The sequence below is a fragment of the Nostoc sp. genome, from assembly GCF_036916975.1.
GTDB lineage: Bacteria > Cyanobacteriota > Cyanobacteriia > Cyanobacteriales > Nostocaceae > Nostoc.
Genome location: NZ_JBALFF010000128.1, coordinates 1 through 3,745, shown reverse-complemented (window position 1 = coordinate 3,745; position 3,745 = coordinate 1). Strand labels below are relative to the sequence as shown.

The 3,745-nt window shown below is 39.6% G+C and carries 3 protein-coding genes; 1 reads left to right on the top strand and 2 read right to left on the bottom strand.

What is annotated here, in order from left to right:
• Positions 1-260 precede the first annotated feature (260 nt).
• Complete coding sequence (locus V7K73_RS29560; protein ID WP_334885641.1) at positions 261-899, bottom strand: Uma2 family endonuclease; 639 nt, start codon at positions 897-899, stop codon at positions 261-263.
• Positions 900-1,134: 235 nt separating this feature from the next.
• Between V7K73_RS29560 and V7K73_RS29555 the strand changes: the two genes are divergently transcribed.
• On the top strand, positions 1,135-2,178 hold the full coding sequence (locus V7K73_RS29555) for a hypothetical protein (protein ID WP_334885639.1): 1,044 nt from the start codon (positions 1,135-1,137) through the stop codon (positions 2,176-2,178).
• Between the two features lie 68 nt (positions 2,179-2,246).
• Here the strand turns inward: V7K73_RS29555 and V7K73_RS29550 are convergent, their stop codons facing one another.
• Complete coding sequence (locus tag V7K73_RS29550) at positions 2,247-3,464, bottom strand: IS4 family transposase (RefSeq protein ID WP_334885637.1); 1,218 nt, start codon at positions 3,462-3,464, stop codon at positions 2,247-2,249.
• Positions 3,465-3,745: the final 281 nt, after the last annotated feature.

Below are 3,745 nucleotides of genomic sequence, written 5' to 3'. Positions count from 1 at the left end.
GTATTTTATTTGCAAATAAAATCACCTTGTACCTAAATATAATTTTTAGCGATCGCTGATTTTTGACCAGACCTCACAAAATCGCATTGCTCCCCTTTAATTCTAGTTCCCCCCTTAAAAAGGGGGGTTAGGGGGGATCAAAACGATGTGGGATAAGGCGATCAAACTTTAAATTATGACGAACAACCTCAACAGTAGCGCTTTCCATTTACATTAAAATTCAAAGCTTGTAGAAAGAGAAAAAGAACTTCGTAAAAAAACTACTTATTATCCCGCAGCGAATTTCTAAAAGCTTGAATTGCTTGGCTGCTACCGACAACTTGACTTTGCTGGACATATTTATTTACTAGCTCAATTATCGGAATATCTGGAAAAGTAGGACTAAAATTTGACTCTACATATTTTCCACCTTGCAAGATGTTAATTTGTAAGCCTTGTTTTCCATATCGCCAAAGTTCTGGTACTCCCAAAAATTGGTAATTATCTAATTGCGTCCGAGAAGTTAAATCAATTTCTATGGCTAAGTCAGGGGATGGATCTACACTTAAATTTATGCGATTTTTCCCAATAACTGCCGCTTGATTTTGAATGTAAAAACAAGTATCTGGTTCTACTCCCTGACTCATTTTTTCATTTTTTAGGGTGGTTGAACCTAAAGCATCATAATTAATACTTAATTCATTTAGTAAAATTTTGACTATATCGCCAATAATTTCTTTGGCTTTTTCGTGTTCGGGTAAAGGAACCATAATTTCTAAAAAACCATGACTATAGGAAATTCTGGCAGCGCGATGTTCTCCTAATTCTGCCAAAATATTTTCAAACTGCTGCCAACTAACGTCCTCAAGTAACAGTTGCTGTCCTGGTTGAATCCTCAATTGTCTTAACTCTAAAAGCATAAAGATTCATCCAACTTTTTACTGCTGTACAAACAATAATACCTAAATATTCGGGTGAGCTTCTATGCAGTTTAAGAAACTCTTGACGATTTAACGTGATGACATTTTAATTATCGCTGATTGCAACCTAAATTTATTATTACTACATATTTACCACTACCTTTGTAAATTGTGTGCCATATTAGGTGGCAATTGAATTCTAAAAGACACTTTATTATCCTTACCTCTGCCTAGCATGAACACCGCTCGTATCCAAAACACGCTAGAAACATTTTTTCAAGATTCTGCCCGTTGGTCGCATCCAGGACGGCGGATTGTGTTTTGGTACGACCCCGAACAACAATTTACCAGCAGCTTCAATGAACTCCAACTCGAAGGCGTAGAAAAACTCCAACTCGCTGATACTGCCTTTACCGTCAAATATCACCTGCTGGTCGAGCAACCCAATCAAACTTTTCTACTGTACGCCCCCTTTCCCGAACCTGCACCCCAAGAAAACTGGCTTCTAGACATCCAAAAAAGCGGTTTAACCTTCTCTGCTGACCCCGCAGCCCTCATCTATGCAGATTTAGGATTGCGATCGCGCGGTCTAGAAATTGTCATCCGGGAACATGATAAATTCTTTAAAAGCCCCAAACGGACAGAAGCCCTGCAAGCAATGGGTATCTCCCCCGATAGCGACGAACGGGGATTACTCCTGGCTATGCTTTCCGTCCTCGCAGGCTTAAAAGTACCCGATGCAGGGACGCTGATTCGGCGGGTGCTGCTGGGCGGTTTATTAGAGTCGGATAACGCCCTCTGGTCTGATATTGAGCGTTTTATCTCCCCTGAAGCTTTCTGGGAAGTAGTCCAAGAACACACGGATTTTCCTAAGCAAAACCCCAGTTTAAACAAGTTATTCGTGCAGTTGTTAATCACCCATTTTGCTAAATCTCTCCACAGTACCATCCCCTGCCAGTTAGCAAACCAAGTCATTACTCCTGGACAACGGGCTTATGCTTTTATCGACCAGTGGATGCGCGACCAGCAGGATTCTCTAGGCTGGAAGATCCTTAGCAGTGAGGTTGCAGAACAATTACATATATTTGATGCTATAGAGAATTTAGAGCCGGAAGGAATGGCACTAAGAAAAGCTGAAACACTTGTGGTTAAGCAGTTTTTAATTGCTTTCGTAATTCATTCCGGGGTTTGGTCATCAAGGGATAAATTTTTGGGCGACGTTTACGGACTCGTGGTTCACTTCTACCGGGGCGATCGCTCACAGCTTTGTGGGCAATAACTTTAAGTAAAATGCGATAAATTCGCTGACGTTTTGTTGAAGTAGCGGCTAACAATTCGGGAATAAAGTTATTTAAATGATGGCGAGTGCCGATGTATTGACAATCGCAACGGCGGAGTACCGTAAGTAGTGCCTGCCGACCACATCAAACTACGAAGTAGATTGTAGGCAAGCAAATAAACATAAATTTCTTTACGTACCATAGAAGAAGTTTTACATCGTAAAACGTCCATACCCAAGGTAGTTTTAAGATGTCTTAAATCTAGCTCAACGTCCCACCTCTGACCGTAAAGCCCAACAATATCCAGAGTTGAATAAGTTGCTTTATCTAATAAAGTAGTGATTAAGCTAACTCTTTCTGTACGAAAACCAGGAATAACAATGTAATAGTAAATCTCTCGCACAGTTATGGTTTGAGGTAGAGCATCAAATTCATCTAGGCTCAATCCTTTGGGACATTTTTTAGGTTTGTACCAAGTAACTAATTTATCGCAGTCTCCAACAACTTTGCCTTGTCGCATCGATGTTTTTCGAGCTTGATGCTTACGAAATACAGCATCACATTCAAGTTTTAGCAAAGTAACTAAATCGGCATAAGCGCAAAAAGCTCTATCTCCCAGAAGGATGTCTAGAGGGTTAAGAAACTTATACAATTTCCTAGCTAATTTAATATCATGAGTATTTAAAACATCGATACATAAGGCAATAGCGGCTCCCGTCGCTAAACTAAATATCACACCAATTTTGGCAATTGGAAATCCACATCCGTCCTTTTGGCTCTTGGGTTGAGGGTAGCATGATTGGTTATCCACTATATCGGGCATAGAGACAGTTGACCCATCTATTACCTTGACATTTCGACCACACCACAAATGTTCTATTGTCACTTTCTCTTCAATATTTTGTGCAGCCTGACTAAAAAGATTTTCTAATAATTCTTCTGGAAGCCTTGCCCTTGCTTGGCAATAAGCGCTTGTATCAGTTGAGGGAATTTCTACCCCAATTTCAGCTAAATAAGCAATGACTTTACTCACTGCATTATGACAACTTTTATCAGTATCTAAAACCTGAGACAAAAACACCCAAAGCGTTACTATTGGATCAAATAATCGCCTATAGTATCTAATTTTTAGCTCCGAGAGTGCTTGCTCAATTACAGAAGATGGTAACAGCTCTTTAAAAGGTAGTCCCAAACTCTGACTAAATTTTTGCTTGAGAATTTGTACTCGTAGTGTCACAGTGATAGTAGTTATATTTGCTTGCTCGTCTTCAAGAAAGTATTTCATGAACGAGTAAGCTTTTCCTATCTAAAAATTTTTTGGGGCAACCCTCACCGTTACTCTGACTTTCACAGCACTTACATTCACAGCACTTACAAAAAATAGCGATCGCTGCTACTCCTTGACTCCTTAATCGCATAAATGCCTGTAATCATTACGGAGCATAGCTTAAAGCTTTTCTTAGTGCCATTCGGTCATGGCATTACTTTTTTTTAAAGTTCTTCGTGCTTTTTTAAACCAATTATTCCGCTCCTTCTCATCACTAAAAGCTACATCAGCAAATTTAT